This is a genomic window from Candidatus Zixiibacteriota bacterium (assembly GCA_034439475.1).
Lineage (GTDB): Bacteria > Zixibacteria > MSB-5A5 > GN15 > FEB-12 > JAWXAN01.
On record JAWXAN010000066.1, the window covers coordinates 1 to 15,472 of the forward strand.

Consider the following 15,472-nt stretch of genomic DNA (forward strand, 5'->3'; position numbering starts at 1 on the left):
ATGCAGCGCTCACAAGCGGCTGCGAATAGCAGAGTGAGACACTTCGCGGCTACACCTCGACTTCAGGCTTGACATGATACATAGCAGACCTGACGGAACGGGAAAAGATACCAATGAAAAGATGTCAGTCCGCCGCGGCGGACTGACCTACGAATATCGGGGAATATGAGATTGCCGCGTCGCTCCGCCGCCCCGGACATGCGCTAGAGGGTCAATACAAGCGGCAGCAGTTCATTGCAATGAACATTGCACCGGGCAATTCATCTTTGCCCCGCGGGAATCCTGTTGACTCAAGAACATTCCTCTCTATATTTCCCTTTCCAGAAAAAAGAGAAAAGGACCTTTTATAATGAAAATAGCAGTTATTGGCGCAGGGCTCATGGGACGCGCCGCCCTTTATGATCTCTGCCAAGCCGAGGGCGTTACCGGAACCGGGGTCTATGATATTTCGCCGACACTTGCCGCCGAAGTCGCAAGCCGATATGGGGACGCCAACACAATCCATGACCAGCTCGATGCTGGCAATGAAGAGCAGGCCTTCGGCATCCTCAAACGTTACGATGTTGCAGTTTCGTGTGTGACCTACAAATATAACCCCGGTTTGACCCGCGCGGCTATCAAAGCCGGGTGTCATCTGGTTGATCTTGGCGGCAACAACGATACCGTGCGGCAACAAATAGCCATGAATGACGAAGCCGAAAAGGCCAATGTCATAATTGTTCCGGATTGCGGCCTTGCGCCGGGGATGGTGTCCATTATCGCCGCTGACGGCATCTCCAAATTCGACAAAGTTCGTTCGTTAAAAATCCGCGTGGGTGGCTTGCCGCAATCACCGCGCCCGCCGCTCAATTATCAGATGGTTTTCAGCGCCGAAGGTCTTATCAACGAATATTGGGAGCCCTGTATAATTTTGGAGAATGGCGTCCATAAGACTGTGAATCCAATGTCCGATATTGAAGCGCTGGAGTTTGACGGCATCGGTGAACTCGAGGCCTTTTATACTTCCGGCGGGACATCGACATTGCCAGACACCTATCAGAATGTCATCGATTTTCTTGATTACAAGACCATACGATATCCAGGCCATTGCAAACTGATTAAGCCGATGCTGGAGATCGGTCTTGCATCGCGCAAACCTGTTTCAGTGAACGGTCAAATGGTTGAGCCTCGCGCGGTACTCAAAGCTGTGCTCGATCAGAATCTTTCATTCGGTGATTTAGACTTGGTTCTTGTCCGGCTTACCCTCGAAGGAACCAAAGCTGGGAAAGAGAAAAGAGTTGTCTATGAAATTGTCGACCGACAGGAGACACGAACCGGGCTCACTGCTATGATGCGCACAACTGCATTTCCGGCCGCGATTATTGCATGGATGGCTGCCGCAGGTCAGGTTTCAGTTCGGGGAGTGAAACCGCAGGAAGTGGCGATAACGCCATCGCTTTTTATTCCACAACTCAAAAAGCGCGGGATAAATTTGACAGTCAAAGAATCTTAAAAGAGATCGGTCGGGAAGGTCACTTCCAACTTTACGGTCTTGCCCGGATAGACAGCGATCGGATAGCTCACCGTATCAGTGGCCGGAGTGTAGATAAAGCGAAGCTCGCGGTTTCCAATTGGTATATTGCTGAACGAGAAATTACCTTTGTTGGTCGGATTGGTCGAGGCTGTCGTTGTGCTTCCTGCACCATTGGGAAATGTCAAAAGAATGCGGATGGAATCCTTGTAAATGGAGCCGGGGATTGTTTTGTTGGCGTCGGTGACTATACCGGAAATAGAGTTAGCAAGCAGGATCGCTGATGATGAAGCAAACAGTTTATCAATGGTTGAACCTGAGCCTGTCGAAGTGATCGTTGTTCCTGAATAGGAATAGTTCGATCCCCAGCCATCTTTTTTGTAGTCGGTCGGTGCGATTCCGGATTCCATATACGGCCCATCCCAAGTTGTGTATCCGCCTGGATTCGTTACGAGCGCATCGAGATTAGTAGGAAGCGAGCCAATATCCCCCACGTACCCAAAGTCAGCTCGGCTGCCCAAAGCGTACGTTTCAGGATTGCCAACGATGGCTTGTGCAAGCTGATCAAGTTCCTTTTTAGTCTGCTCGCTTTGTGCGGTCGAAATGGCCGAGCCCATTTTTTGCGTTGCCACACCCGCCATGATTCCCAAAATAATTATCACGAGAATGGTTTCAATAAGTGTAAAACCGCGTTGGCTGGACGCCGACTGCCGCTGTAAAAAAAGATTCACGGCGACACCCAAAGATTTGTAGAAAATGCGTGTTCATTATAGACTGTCGATTTGGGGGTTACTGTGACAAACCGCGATGTTGTATCATTGAGCGGTTTATAAATTACCTGCAGGTCATGATTTCCGATTGGGATGGAGTCGAAAGTGAAGAAACCGCCTGCGTTAGGCGTCTTCGTTTTCGTTATTGTACTGCCCGTCCCGTTTGGGATGGTCAGACGGAGGGTGATCGAATCTTTATATGTGCTTCCCGGGGGAGTGCCATCCAGATCATAGAGAATCCCGGTAACGCGATTAATTGTCAAATCGGACGATGCCTCCGCGACCTTTCTTACGATCGAAGTCCCGCCGCCTGTGGAGGTAATAGTCGTACTGCCGAACGTATAATCCACTCCCCAGCTGTCTTTTTTATAATCATCAGCTACCTGGCTGAAGCGATTAGGGATGTACGGTCCCCGCCATGTTGCATAGCCGCCTGGATTCGTGTAAAGCGCATCGAGATTTGCCGGAAGTGCCCCGACATCCCCAACATAACCAAAGTCAGTTCGTACTGAGTTATTGGCAAGGGTTGCGTTTCCTGCAATTGCCGTTGCAAGGGCATCAAGTTCAGCTTTTGTTTCCTCGACTCTGGAAATATCACTGATTGTTTTCCCTGAACGAAGCGCGACTGTGGCAAGAATGCCGGCGATGACAATTGCAATCACCAGCTCAACTAATGTAAAACCTGAGTTTTCACTTACTGGTGATATTACGGGCATGTTGGCAGCACCTCTGTAAAAGTTGACCCATCGGAAAGTAATATGGTGATTGTTCGACCAGACATGGAGACGCGCCCCCCACCGCCGTTCGTGTTATTGCTGCGAAAGTCTTCAATTCTCAACTGGATGCTGGACCCAGAATTGATGGTCTGTGCAGACGAGAATGTGTATGTCGTGCCTGATACTCCTCTCGGGGAACCAGCCAAATTAAAGACATTATTCGCGTTCCATACAATCTGGCTATAGTATGCGGTTGGAGCTGCCCATGTAACCCGTATGGTCGAAATGGTTCGAGATGCGCCGGTATTGTTTACAATCCACAGTCGCAAACTTGCGCAGCCGGTGCCATTGACGGTGTCAGAGCTGGCAACAAATGTAAGTGAGCTTGAGGTTGAACCAAAATGCGCTGATGCGAATTTTACATCAAGTCCCGGGCTATTTTTGTGCCGGGGCAGGACAGTGAAATTTCTTTTGAGCGTATCGTTTAAAGGCTTGTATATGACTTTAAAATCCCGCACCCCGGCAGGAAGCGAATCGATTGTGAATGCGCCCGATGAGTTGGGATTGACTGTCCGTGTAATATTTCCCGATGCCCCTCGAGGAAAAGTCACCACGATGTTCACTGAATCCTTCTTAATCGAGCCCGGGAGCGAATCATTCTTGTCTTTAATAATGCCTGTGACCGTGTTCAGAAGATAGTCAGATGAGGCATCTGCGATTTTTTCGGTGATGGCGCTTCCACCACCTGGGGAAGTAATGGTCACGCCGCCGGAGTAGGTGTAGGCCGCGCCCCAGTCGTCAAGTCTGTAAGAAACCGTGTCCTGAGTAAATTCGTTTTGAATATATGGGCCATCCCAGGTTGGCAAGCCCCCGGGATTTGTATAGAGGGCATTGAGATTGACTGGGAATGCGCCGATATCGCCGACATAACCAAAATCGGCGCGTTGACCGTCCTGCACTCTGTCAGGGTCGCCGGTTATGGCGCGACTGAGCATTTCCATCTCTCGCTGGGTGCGAACGCGTTTGGTATCTTCGACAATGACCGTCATAGATTGCATGGCGAATCCGAGCATCACCGCGATGATGACCATGACGACCGTCAATTCGATAAGACTGAACCCAGCCTGATTTCTACGCATCAATTTCATCACTACTACCAGACTTTCCGGAAAAGTTGTATCAGCAAGTTATGGTCGGAGCCAGCTTCGATATTGGCAGTTCGCGATAGTGTGTCGTTGTTCGGAGTGTACACTACACGCAGAGTATGAAGTCCGATCGGGATGGAGTCGAACTGGATTCTGCCATTGTAATCAGGAAATTTGATTTTGGTTGTGGTCGATCCGGTTCCGTTTGGGATTGTCAGCAGGGCTTTGACTGAATCTTTGTATGTCGTGCCGGGGGGAGTGTTATTCAGGTCGGTAATATTGAGGACAACTCGGTTGTACAGAAGATGATTTATCGAGGAAGCAAGCGTCTGGGTCATCGCGCTTCCTCCGCCAGTCGATGAAATTGTCGTCCCGCCAGTGTACGAATAGCCATTTCCCCAGGCATCGTTCAAGTATTCGCTATTTCCTCCTCCCGTCGAAAAGGGGTCGGAGATATACGGCCCATTCCATGTTGTATAGCCTCCGGGATTTGCCACAAGCCCGGTCAAGTTGACCGGCATGGCGCCAATATCGCCGATATAGCCATAATGTGTCCTGACTCCGCCAGAGCGAATGTCGGGATTGCCGATAACGGCATACGCAAGCCGCTTCATTTCTTCGCGGGTTTCCTCAACTCGTGAAATTGTCTGCGTCGCTTTCATCGACTTGGCCGCAATTGTGCCAAGAATGCCAATGATGATCATCACGACCACCAATTCGATAAGCGAGTAGCCCTTGCTGCGGCGAATCGATGCGTAAAATGAACGCTCTAATCTCTTATTTTTATGAACAGCCATATATGTTTTATATATCGGCAATCTATGGCTCAAGCTTTGGAAGGAAAAATGGCGCAAAAAAAGCAAAACCGGCGGTTAAGCCCCGCCGGTTCTGCTTAGAGAATTCTCGGTTTATGAGAATTAATAGTTAGAACGTATCATCGTCCCATTTTAATCCCGCTTTTTCAGGGATTCGGACAATTAAATCTTCTTTGATAATACACTGGCAGGCCAGGCGCGAAGTGTCGGTAAGACCTTCGGCTTCATCGAGCATATCCTGCTCATCCTCGGATTTTTCCGGAAGCGTATTATAGCCAGTTTCGACGATGATATGGCATGTCGAGCAGGCGCAATTGCCGCCGCAGTTGTGGTCTATCTGGATATTATTATCCAATGCCGCATCGAGCACAGCCGTGCCGTTGGAGACATTCACTTCTATATTTTGCGGCAAAAATAAAACTTTCGGCATTTCCATATCCTCAAAAATCTCGAAATAGCATCCTTATAACGGGCGCAAAGGTATGAAATTCGGTTAAAGAATCAAGTTTTTTTCGTCTCTGCTGTTCTCTGAGAACGATGAACGACAAGATTGTCATGTTCGTTTCCGTATCGAATTGACTTAGCAAACGGCATGAGTTTGGAGGTTAACAACATGTAGACCCAGGGCGGCATTATTGTCGAGCAGCCCCGAACCAAGACCATTTTTCCGTCGAATTTGGACCACTCCAACTCATTTACCTTTGCAATGAAATCGTCCTCGCGGAAAATTCCATCGGTGAGAAAATCTTTGGGGTCAACGGTTTCGTAGGTCATAGGAATCTTCGGGGCTAAAAGATCATTCCTGCGCACATTAAAATCTAAAAAGACCCCATGCGCGTCAGTGGGCGCTTATCGAAAATTAGCAGGTGAATGATGTCCCGCATCCGCAGGAACGTTTGGCGTTCGGGTTGTTAAACTGAAACCCTCCGCCCATCATGCCGCCTTTGTAGTCGAGGGTCGTCCCGGCAAGGTAGACTAAGGCCTTCAGATCAACGCGAACCTTGACACCGTCGAAATCAAATTCACGGTCGAAAGCATTTGGTTCATTATCGAAGGACATGGTATAGGACATTCCCGAGCATCCACCCGAGGAAATGCCAAGGCGAAGAAACAGATTGTCTTTTGCGTCTTCTTCGCTGAAAAGCCGTTTCACTTCCTCAAGCGCTCCGGGCGTCACAATGATGATTTGGTCAGTCGGGGCTGGTTTCGTCAGTGTCTGTTCAGACATTATTCTTCTCCTGTTTATTCAAAAATATCTTCTTCAAATCTATCATTCTAATATACAGCTATCGGCAGAATCTTAAACAGGTTTTTATTGTCGTGGTTCATAGTTTTTTTGCTCGTTGAATTTGGGTATGCGCTTATTGAAATGTTAGCTCATTGATCGCCTAAGACTTTGTTGTGCAAGATGTTGCGGTAACAGTATAATCAATGTCATGGTTTGCGTACTTCCCCGTGCACCAACTTTCCTATGAAGAGAATATAAAAAATGAGCTATGTTTCGAACAAAGGGACTTTTGTCGCAGCCCCTTTCGCCTTGTGGGATTCAGACGCATAACGAATATTATTCGGATCCGATCTCCTCGCCATATTAGTCCACTCATGTCAATTGAAAATGCGCGTTGCGATTGAAACAGAATAAACTATATTTCGTTTGTACCAGTTACACAAGAATCGACAAAACAATATGTCGCGGTGGTAAGGAGTTTTTTCTGATGAATTTCGACGACAAGCAACACAAAGTCAAAGTCGGCCTTGCCGAAATGCTCAAAGGCGGAGTGATTATGGATGTGACTACTGCCGAGCAGGCAAAACTCGCCGAGCAGGCCGGAGCCTCGGCAGTAATGGCGCTCGAGCGTGTGCCGTCGGATATCCGTGCCGAAGGCGGCGTCGCGCGTATGGCTGATCTCGATGTTATCGATGCCATCAAACGCGTCGTCACCATTCCGGTCATGGCCAAATGCCGGATCGGGCATATTATCGAAGCTCGTGTGTTGGAATCAATCGAAGTCGACTTTATTGACGAATCCGAAGTTCTTACTCCCGCCGATAACTCATATCATATTGACAAATGGCCGTTCAAAGTCCCGTTCGTCTGTGGATGCCGCAATCTCGGCGAGGCCCTGCGGCGTATTTCTGAAGGTGCGGCCATGATTCGCACCAAGGGCGAAGCCGGTACTGGAGATATCTCGCAGGCTGTCAAACACCTTCGAGAGATTAATGGCGTGATGAAGACTCTGACTGTGATGTCGAATGAAGAACTCCATGGCATAGCCAAAGAGCACCGTGTCTCGATTGATTTGGTCAAGCTTGTTGCCAAGACCGGAAAACTTCCTGTGCCGAATTTTGCCGCGGGGGGTGTAGCGACACCAGCCGATGCCGCGCTCTGTATGCACCTTGGGGCCGAGGCGGTTTTTGTCGGAAGCGGTATTTTCAAATCAAGAAATCCTGAAAAGCGCGCCAAGGCGATTGTCTCGGCGACGACTCATTGGACTGACTATTCGATTATTGCCCAGTACTCGCATGCATTGGGCGAACCAATGCGCGGAATCGACGCCGTCTCTATCCCCACCGAGCAGCAACTGCAAGTGAGGTAGCCGAGGGGGAGCTTGATGTTGAATTCAACCGCGTCGCCCCACAATAATCTTCGACAGATCACATCCTATGTGCTCAAAGAGTGGCAGGAGGTCTGTTGCTATATTGCCGGGGGGAATTGTCACGAATTTAAGGGGTCCAAGAAGGAAGCGAAAGTACTGAGCTGTTTAACGAGTCGGATCAGTAAGAATTATCCACAGATTTGCCTTGATTCTAACGTCAGGTTCGGTGACTGGTTTATAGATATTGTGTGTTGTTACAAGAGCATTGAGTTAGCAATAGAAGGCAAGTTCAAATTACAAAGTGATGGAGCTGTTCCAGACAATAGGAAAGAGGCCTTTTTTGACCTTCACAAACTTGAAAAGTATTCAAAGCATGAAAACAATCGTGGAGGCGTTTTCTTGTGGCTAACCGACCAGCCGCACTATCTTAAGGAAGCCACCGGAGACTCAAAGGACTTTAGCAGCCATCACGGCAGAAATCTCATTGCAGGTCAGCCCCTGGTGGCCAGACGCTTTAGGAGAAAGAACTTCCCGAACCCCCTTATCCTTGGACAAAGTTACAGTCTAGATTGGAAGCCAGTCGGCGAAACTAATCGGTGGAGTACTCTGATAGTGGAAATCGGAACTGGAAATCAAAGTAAGAAAGATCAAATAGCTTAAGATAAGCTAATCTGTTTGGTCTTGGCCAATACGAATGCTATCGTTCATCAAGATTATTGCAGTTCCGTCCAGTCTGCTAGGCATAGTGCTTATCACCTCTCGGTTGATGTGGGCCCTATCTGGGGATAAGTATTGCGAGTGAGCGAGCTCTTATTTCACCCTTCACGCCCTCTGCTCAAACTCTACTATCCGCAAAAAGTCGCATAGTTGGGGCTTCTCATTCTTACATAGTGACTGCCGATTCGTAAATCCGGTTTGCCAGTGTCTCAACTTCAACACAGCCGTACCGCGAGTAATCCCTCAGACTTGACACCTGGTCTATCTCCCCTATATTCGGGCACTTATAGGAACATGAAGCGTTAAATCAGAGATGAGCAAATACAGCAAATTGACAGTCGGCGTTTTGGCCCTTCAAGGGGACTATCAAGCTCATATCACACAGATCGAAAAGCTGGGCGCAAAAGCTCGACAGGTGAAATTGCCCGCCGATCTCGTCAGCCTTGATGCCATCATAATCCCAGGCGGCGAATCGACAACGATGAATATTCTCCTCGACCGCTTCAAACTCCGTGAACCAATGACGAAATTTTGCGGATCCAAACCTACCTTTGGGACCTGTGCTGGCATGATTATGCTCTCAAAGACTATCGAGGACAATCTTTCAGGAGTCAAACCGCTTGGATTGCTCGATATCGATGTTCTTCGCAACGGCTACGGTCGTCAGATTTTCTCTTTTGAAGATAATATCCCTGTCGATTCGAAGAATGGACTTACCAGTCTCACCGGCACATTCATCCGTGCGCCAAAGATAACTCGCAAGGGGTCTGGTGTCGCAACTCTGGCAAGTTACCGAGAATCTCCGGTTTTAGTCTCCGAGGGTAATATTCTTGCAAGCTCATTTCATACGGAACTTGGCTCTAATACGTCTCTTCTCCAGTATTTTTTGGATAATTTTGTGCCTGACAAGTCAATTTAGGGTAGTATATTAGATTATGGAAAAAGTCTTCTTTAGTCAGACGGTCGGAGAAGAGCTTGAGCCGCAAGTCAGCGCAAAGACTCCCACTATCCGCGAACGTGTTGCCGTCCCGCATACGAGACTTCCGCGATGGATAAAAATCACGCCCACCGAGAACGAAAATTATGTCCGCGTAAAGAGCATCCTCAAACAAAACGGTCTTCATTCCGTCTGCCAGGAAGCGGCCTGCCCGAATATCCGCGAGTGTTACGGCGAAGGAACTGCCACTTTCATGATTTTGGGCAAACACTGCACGCGCGGCTGTAATTTCTGCGATGTCCTTAAAGGGAAACCGCTGGGACTTGATCTTGGGGAGCCCAAACGGCTTGCCGATGTTGTCGGCCAGCTTGGACTTAAGCAGGTTGTCATAACTACTGTGACGAGGGATGACCTTCCCGATGGCGGGGCCGGAATCTTTGCTGAAACGTTGCGTTTGTTGCGTGAACAAGACAAAAATATCCGCGTTGAATTTCTCGTTTCTGACTTTGGCGGTAAAACTGATTCGTTGAAAATTGTGCTCGATGCCGGGGTGGATGTTCTGGCTCACAATGTAGAAACGGTCGCTCGGATGCAGAAGCGCGTCCGGGGCGCAGCGAAACTTGACCGGTCTTTAGCGATGCTTCGTTATGCATCGGACTATCGCCCACGCCCGGTAGTAAAAACGGGATTTATGGTTGGTTTGGGAGAGACGGCAGAGGAGATGGTTGAATTGATGCACCAAATCTATGCCGCCGGAGTAGATCTTGTGACTATCGGGCAATATCTGCGGCCATCGCTCGAACATTTACCGGTTGAAAAGTTTTATCACCCTGATGAATTCGCTGGTCTGGCCGAAATCGGACGGAAAATAGGATTTGCTCATGTCGAAGCCGGGCCGTTGGTTCGCAGTTCTTACAAAGCATTTAATCAATCCAAAGGGATTTTAGAGAAAAAACATGATTAAGAAGATATTCCTGGCGCGGCATTATGGGTTTTGTATGGGCGTAAAACGCGCAATTAAAATTGCCGAAGAAACAGCTCAAAAGTCACAGGAGCCTGTGACCATACTCAATGAAATTGTCCACAACGAAACGGTCGTTCAAAAATTCCGCGACGACGGTGTCGGACAGGCTCTCGCGCTGGCCGATGTGTCGGCTGGAACACTGATAATCTCGGCCCATGGTGTTGCGCCTTCGGTAATTGAAGAGGCCGAATCGATGGGGCTTAATGTTGTCGATGCGACCTGTCCGCTTGTGACGGTAATCTATGATGTCGTCAAAGACAAAATCGCTCAGGATTATTTTATTATTCATTTCGGTGATCGGAATCATGATGAAACAATCGGTGTGGTCGGCCACGCGCCCGACCGCATAACCGTTGTAGGCGGCGAAGAGGAACTTGCCGTTTTGCCGGAATGGAAAGAGCGCAAACTCTGCCTGACCGTCCAGACGACCTCACACATGGATGAGTTTGCCGAGATGAAACGACTCGCAAAACAAAAATGGCCGCACCTCGAGGTTTCAGATACTATATGCATGGCGACAACTCAGCGACAAACGGCTATCCGCGATCTGGCTCCGCAAGTCGATATGGTTATTGTTGTCGGCTCAACGACATCGGCCAATTCGAAACGTCTGGCGCAATTGGCACAGTCGCTTTGTGGACGGGGTGTGCTTATCGGATCCGCGCTTGATATCCGCTCTGATTGGTTTACCGGCGAGGACTCATTTGAAAATATAGGCATTTCGGCCGGGGCATCAACACCGGATTTTCTTGTTGAAGCCGTTGTAAATAAGTTGATGAAATTATCCGGAGGCGTGGCCGAGCTTGTGCTGCCGGGGAAAAAACGACGGTCGCGCGAGGCGGCTGTTGAAGAATCGCACTGACATTTATCCTTGCCGTGCTTCTAAATCGGAGATTTCTTTATGTCCTATTTTGGTGACTTTTTAATTTTTGGCGCTACTCTGTGCACCCTCTTCTCTGCCATTTTTTATTTTCTGGCATGGCGGGGGCGAGACCGATTTCTTAATCTCGGACGAAGACTTTATGGGCTTACGACTCTCCTTGTAACTGCAACACTCGCCACTCTCTTTTACCTGATTCTCACACACGACTTTTCAATAGCCTATGTTCATGCGTATTCCTCTACTGATCTGCCTCTGGGCTATCTGTTATCAACGTTGTGGGGCGGCCAGGAAGGGACATTCCTGTTGTGGCTTTTCTACACAGTTATTTTCGGATTAGTGCTTCGAAAAAGCGCCGGAGAATTTGAGAGGGGAACAATGTTTTTCCTCAATCTATTTGTTCTGTCACTTCTTTTTATCATAACGAAAAAATCTCCGTTTGCGCTCTCGCCTATCTTTCATGCTGAGGGGGCCGGCTTAAATCCGCTCCTGCAAAATTTTTGGATGCAGATTCATCCGCCCATTATGTTCATAGGTTTTTCTGCTGCGACATTCCCTTTTGTTTTTGCGATAACGGGACTTATCGAACGCAAATATCAATTGTGGTCCGAAGCCGCGCGCCGCTGGACGATGTTTGCTTGGTCATCGCTTGGTATTTCGCTGGTCATGGGTGGTTATTGGGCGTATGAGACTTTAGGCTGGGGAGGCTTCTGGGCATGGGATCCCGTAGAAAATTCCTCGCTTATTCCATGGCTCTTTCTGACAACACAGGTTCATTCGTTATTTATCAAACGGCGGCGGCGGGGGCTGATGCGCTTCTCGCTAGTTGTTGTCTGTCTGTCCTTCTGGTCTGTTCTTTACGGCACATTTCTGACCCGTTCGGGGGTACTAGCAGATTTCTCGGTCCACTCGTTTGTGGACCTTGGTATAAATGCCTTCTTGGTAACGGGCCTGTTTTTCTTTGTCGGACTAGGTTCTTTTTGGCTTATGTACCGCTGGCGTGATATCCGTCCCGAACCGTCGTTTTCAGTTGTGGCGTCGCGTTCGTACCTTGTAACGCTTGGAGTCGTAATTCTCTTTCTGGGCGCGATGCTTGTGCTTCTGGGAACATCGGCCCCGCTTCTGACCCGAGTGACGGAGACGCCTTCAAATGTGGGCATGTCGTATTACTTTGCGACCATGACACCCATATCGATAGCGATACTTCTTTTGATATCGCTCTTCCCAGTTTTTCGCTGGAACTCGGGATTATCCAAACCAATGCTGCTTATTCTCGGAATAGCAGTCGCCATTGCGACCTGTCTGTTTCTACTGTTCGCTCGAGTTACAACTGAGCCAATGTACCTGCTTCTATTTAGTTTCGCGGCATGGGCAATCACAGTGAATGGATATGTTTTCTTTCTTTCGATAAAAGAAAAGAAACTTACACCCGGTTATCTCTCGCATGTTGGACTAGCGATTGCGCTTATCGGCGCGGCGTCATCGGCGGGATTTGAATCGAAAGAAGTGGTGAGTCTCAAAGAGGGAGAGATGGTTTCTTCGCTGGGCTATAATCTGACCTTCACGGAGGTTACAAATAAAGCCAAGGGCTTTGATTGTCATGTGACGGTTGACGGAGGTAATGGGACTTTCGCGGCAGTCCTCTCGCATGAGTTTCCAAAGAATGCCGAGGGCGTCATGAAAAAGCCTCATGTCCACACCTATGCGAGCCATGATGTCTATCTTGCTCCGCAGGCATTCGAGCCGGCCGAATCAAACGATAAGGGGACATTATTTCTCAAAAAAGGGGAGTCCGCAACGATTGAAAAATACACCTTTACTTTCTTCCGCTTTGATATGGGAGGAACGCATGGCAGTACAAGCGATGAAATGTCTGCTAAAGCTCTTGTGACAGTCAGCTATGACGGCATCGAGGAATCAATGACTCCGTCACTGTCGGTGCTTGGTAACCAGGTGAAACCCGAAGCGGTCAGTTTTGATAATAGTCGAGGCAGTGTGGTCATTGCCGGTGTGCGTCCGGAGGACGGCGGCGTTATGCTTGCGATAGCCGGGGATTTTGTCCCGGTTGCTGAAGCAAAACCTGCGACTTTGGTAGTCGAGCTATCGCGTAAACCACTCATTCAGTTATTCTGGATAGGAACAATGGTGGCATTTTTAGGTGGAATACTGAGCATGTTCAAGCGAAGAAAAAAGCTGCAGAGCACAACTATCAGTGATGTAGAATCAACTCCAGCCGAACCAAATTCACAGGTGATAGGATTCAGCGAGCGGGCGTAAGCTGACGGAAATGCCACGTATACTCGCTGTTGAGTATTTCACTTTATCCTTTGAAGATTATTACAACTTCTTTTTATGACCAACAAGCCACTCAGAATACTTATGGGAAAGCTTTCGGCATTGTCTCAGGGAAAAGGGATAGAAAAGCAGGTCATGGCTCGAAAATATGCTGTCTTCAATGACAATGGCACACTCTTCGGCATTGAGGGGGAATGTAAACATATGCGGGCCTCTCTGAGCGGAGGGGGCGTTCGCGACGGGGTGCTGACCTGCCGCTGGCATGGCTGGCAGTACAAGCTCTCCGATGGTGAATGTATCACGGTTCAAGGCTTCCGGCTCAAAAAATACGATGTCGAAATAGTCGATGACGATATCTACCTGCTTATTCCTTAATACCGGTTCGGATTCGTAATCACTTCAAAGGAGGTTCCTAATATATGTCCGCTAAATCAAAGAAAAAAAATACACCGTTTGCTCGCCAGAGCGAAAGGCTTGACCGATATCTCACCGATATTTCGCCCGAACGACTTCCTGTTATGTGGGAGATGGAAGACGAAGCCCGCAGATCAGGCTTTCCTATTATCGGGCCGATAGTAGGCCGATTCTTATATCAGATGGCCATGCTGACAAAAGCCAAAAGGATTCTTGAGCTTGGTTCTGGATTTGGCTACTCGGCGTATTGGTTTGCGCTGGCAGGCGGGAGCATGTCCCAGATAACCATGACTGATACCGATCGGGGAAACAAGAAAAAAGCAACCGATTATCTGTCTCGGGCAAAGCTAACTTCCCATTTTGATTTCCGGGTGGGAAATGCTTTAGCTGTTCTCAAGAAGCTTGATGGCCCATTCGATATTATTCTCAACGACATAGATAAGAAGGACTATCCGAAGACAATTGATTTGGTTGCCGAGAAGCTCAAAAAGGGCGGGCTCTTTATCACAGACAATGTTATATGGTCAGGACGTGTTTTGGAGAAAAATCAGGACGACACGACTCGGGCAATCGTTCAATTCACACAGGAGCTTTATGCCGATAGCCGTTTTTTTACAACTATTCTTCCAATAAGGGATGGCATCGCCGTTTCTATAAGGCGATAGAAACGATTGTATGGTTAAAGATGGACTAAATGTCAAGTTGTGCCAGTTTACTCTATTTTTTTCACAAATGACCGCATTTGATATGGAACATTATCGACTCACTATCGTTTTTAAACTTAGACGAAATGAAACCGGAGTCAGTATTGATTCCGGCGGAATCGTGGTCTTTTTCTCAACAACAGTACGTATGCGAGAGACGGACAAAGAATCAAACATTAGCAACCTGAAAGACGACGACGTAGTTTTGCCTTTTCGTGACGGTTACAAGAAGAGAATACAACCGATACAAACAAATTTATGTTGACAAAAATTGAATAATTACCTTTCTTCACCCGATCTGTTTAGGGTCGTTTGCTGGGTCAGCCGAATCAGTAACAGAGTTTTCACACGTGTTTGATCTGAGAAAATCTCAGCAAAGAAGAGATAAAGTAGCACACACCCGCGAAGCACACCTTGCGGTACACCGAGGAGGAACCATGGCTCTGAAAAGAGCGACATTTTTTACTTACGGGGATGATCAGCAGACAAATGACACCCGTGAGTTTATCGAGAAGAGCGGTGTCATTTTAGACGTCAGGGACATGGAGAGAAAACCCTTAAATGAGCGCGAATTGTTTCTGATGCTTGGGTTTCTTGACCTGCGCCATTTCCTCAACCCTATGTCCAAATCATACGAGAAGCACGGTCTTGATAACGCATTGCCCTCGCGCGAAGAGCTTCTCAAGCTGATTGTTGCTGACAACACGCTTCTTCGCAGACCAATCATCAAAACACCGCGATTGTTGACTGTCGGCAATGACCGCGTTAAGATATCAGAAATGCTTCAGATTGATGTAAACGGAAACAACGGCGACGACAAGCCCAACGGGACTACCCGCGAAGCTACAAATTCGACAAACAAATAGTTCTCATACCCGATAAGTCACTTGTTTGATATAGCGTACTTTCTACTTTTGTCAAAGTAGAGAGTACGCTATATTTATTTTT

17 protein-coding genes are annotated in these 15,472 nt (G+C 48.1%); 10 read left to right on the forward strand and 7 right to left on the reverse strand.

Features of this window, described 5'->3' with window-relative positions; translation table 11 throughout:
* Positions 1–349: 349 nt before the first annotated feature.
* Positions 350–1,492 carry a saccharopine dehydrogenase C-terminal domain-containing protein gene (locus SGI97_09385; GenBank protein ID MDZ4724098.1) on the forward strand — a complete coding sequence of 381 codons (1,143 nt, stop codon included), beginning with the start codon at positions 350–352 and terminating at the stop codon, positions 1,490–1,492.
* On the opposite strand, the gene SGI97_09390 is transcribed toward SGI97_09385, so the two are convergent.
* The 7 genes from SGI97_09390 to SGI97_09420 all read right to left on the reverse strand — a co-directional run bounded on the left by SGI97_09390 (position 1,489) and on the right by SGI97_09420 (position 6,184).
* Positions 1,489–2,241, reverse strand: coding sequence for a prepilin-type N-terminal cleavage/methylation domain-containing protein (locus tag SGI97_09390; GenBank protein ID MDZ4724099.1), 753 nt, complete (start codon positions 2,239–2,241; stop codon positions 1,489–1,491). The two genes, SGI97_09385 and SGI97_09390, sit on opposite strands and share 4 nt — an antisense overlap.
* Entirely contained in the window at positions 2,238–2,996 is a 759-nt protein-coding gene (locus SGI97_09395) for a type II secretion system protein (GenBank protein ID MDZ4724100.1), read from the reverse strand. Before SGI97_09395 ends, SGI97_09390 begins: the two co-directional genes overlap by 4 nt.
* Positions 2,987–4,144, reverse strand: coding sequence for a type II secretion system protein (locus SGI97_09400; protein MDZ4724101.1), 1,158 nt, complete (start codon positions 4,142–4,144; stop codon positions 2,987–2,989). Before SGI97_09400 ends, SGI97_09395 begins: the two co-directional genes overlap by 10 nt.
* A gap of 5 nt (positions 4,145–4,149) precedes the next feature.
* On the reverse strand, positions 4,150–4,938 hold the full coding sequence (locus SGI97_09405) for a prepilin-type N-terminal cleavage/methylation domain-containing protein (protein MDZ4724102.1): 789 nt from the start codon (positions 4,936–4,938) through the stop codon (positions 4,150–4,152).
* Between the two features lie 127 nt (positions 4,939–5,065).
* Positions 5,066–5,386 carry a 2Fe-2S iron-sulfur cluster-binding protein gene (locus tag SGI97_09410; protein MDZ4724103.1) on the reverse strand — a complete coding sequence of 107 codons (321 nt, stop codon included), beginning with the start codon at positions 5,384–5,386 and terminating at the stop codon, positions 5,066–5,068.
* A gap of 71 nt (positions 5,387–5,457) precedes the next feature.
* Positions 5,458–5,730, reverse strand: a complete 273-nt coding sequence (locus tag SGI97_09415; protein MDZ4724104.1) for a DUF2480 family protein — start codon at positions 5,728–5,730, stop codon at positions 5,458–5,460.
* An 85-nt stretch (positions 5,731–5,815) separates the two neighbouring features.
* Positions 5,816–6,184, reverse strand: coding sequence for an iron-sulfur cluster assembly accessory protein (locus SGI97_09420; protein MDZ4724105.1), 369 nt, complete (start codon positions 6,182–6,184; stop codon positions 5,816–5,818).
* Between the two features lie 487 nt (positions 6,185–6,671).
* Here SGI97_09420 and pdxS point away from each other — a divergent pair, with 487 nt between their 5' ends.
* From pdxS to SGI97_09465, 9 genes are all read left to right on the forward strand, one after another.
* Entirely contained in the window at positions 6,672–7,553 is an 882-nt protein-coding gene (pdxS, locus tag SGI97_09425; protein MDZ4724106.1) for a pyridoxal 5'-phosphate synthase lyase subunit PdxS, read from the forward strand.
* Positions 7,554–7,568: 15 nt separating this feature from the next.
* Positions 7,569–8,213: a hypothetical protein gene (locus SGI97_09430; protein MDZ4724107.1), complete on the forward strand. Its 645-nt coding sequence runs from the start codon at positions 7,569–7,571 to the stop codon at positions 8,211–8,213.
* Between the two features lie 370 nt (positions 8,214–8,583).
* The gene (pdxT, locus tag SGI97_09435; protein MDZ4724108.1) at positions 8,584–9,189 is read left to right on the forward strand and encodes a pyridoxal 5'-phosphate synthase glutaminase subunit PdxT; all 606 of its coding nucleotides are present in this window, start codon (positions 8,584–8,586) and stop codon (positions 9,187–9,189) included.
* A 16-nt stretch (positions 9,190–9,205) separates the two neighbouring features.
* The gene (lipA, locus tag SGI97_09440) at positions 9,206–10,171 is read left to right on the forward strand and encodes a lipoyl synthase (GenBank protein ID MDZ4724109.1); all 966 of its coding nucleotides are present in this window, start codon (positions 9,206–9,208) and stop codon (positions 10,169–10,171) included.
* A complete protein-coding gene (gene ispH, locus SGI97_09445) occupies positions 10,164–11,093 on the forward strand; it encodes a 4-hydroxy-3-methylbut-2-enyl diphosphate reductase (protein MDZ4724110.1) in 930 nt (309 codons plus the stop codon). Before lipA ends, ispH begins: the two co-directional genes overlap by 8 nt.
* A gap of 39 nt (positions 11,094–11,132) precedes the next feature.
* The gene (gene ccsA, locus SGI97_09450) at positions 11,133–13,388 is read left to right on the forward strand and encodes a cytochrome c biogenesis protein CcsA (protein MDZ4724111.1); all 2,256 of its coding nucleotides are present in this window, start codon (positions 11,133–11,135) and stop codon (positions 13,386–13,388) included.
* A 75-nt stretch (positions 13,389–13,463) separates the two neighbouring features.
* The gene (locus tag SGI97_09455) at positions 13,464–13,781 is read left to right on the forward strand and encodes a Rieske (2Fe-2S) protein (GenBank protein ID MDZ4724112.1); all 318 of its coding nucleotides are present in this window, start codon (positions 13,464–13,466) and stop codon (positions 13,779–13,781) included.
* A 44-nt stretch (positions 13,782–13,825) separates the two neighbouring features.
* Positions 13,826–14,485 (forward strand): O-methyltransferase, encoded by a 660-nt coding sequence (locus tag SGI97_09460; protein ID MDZ4724113.1) that lies wholly within the window; start codon positions 13,826–13,828, stop codon positions 14,483–14,485.
* A gap of 476 nt (positions 14,486–14,961) precedes the next feature.
* Positions 14,962–15,390, forward strand: coding sequence for an ArsC/Spx/MgsR family protein (locus tag SGI97_09465; GenBank protein ID MDZ4724114.1), 429 nt, complete (start codon positions 14,962–14,964; stop codon positions 15,388–15,390).
* The last annotated feature ends 82 nt before the right edge of the window (positions 15,391–15,472 follow it).